Genomic DNA, 382 nt, shown 5'->3' with positions numbered 1-382 from the left:
CCCAGGCTCATGTTGACCACGGAGGCGTTCTCGGCCGCCCACTCCATCCCGGCGAGAATCCACGACTCCTGGCCGAAGCCGTCGTCGTCGAGGACCTTGCCCACCACCAGCTCGGCGTCCGGCGCCACACCGCGGTAACGCCCGTCGCTCGCGGAGCCGTCACCCAGGATCGTGGCGGCAACGTGCGTGCCGTGGCCCTGGCCGTCGTCGGTGTTGCCGCTGCCGGTGAAGTCCTCGGCCTCCACCACCGCGTCCGCAAGGTCCGGGTGATCGGCGTCGATGCCGGTGTCCAACACCGCGACCCGCACACCCTCACCGGTCAGCCCGCTGTCCCACGCCTCCGGCGCACCGATCTGCGGCACACTCTCCGCCAACGTCGCCT

Annotated in this window: 1 protein-coding gene; it reads right to left on the bottom strand. The window is 71.2% G+C overall.

Going from position 1 to position 382, the window contains the following annotated elements:
* On the bottom strand, window positions 1-382 hold a 382-nt coding region (locus JAV51_RS20125; protein WP_197322314.1), incomplete at both ends, for a S8 family serine peptidase.

This window comes from Saccharomonospora sp. NB11 (assembly GCF_015910535.1).
Taxonomy (GTDB): Bacteria; Actinomycetota; Actinomycetes; order Mycobacteriales; family Pseudonocardiaceae; genus Saccharomonospora.
This window is presented reverse-complemented; position numbering and strand designations above follow the sequence as displayed.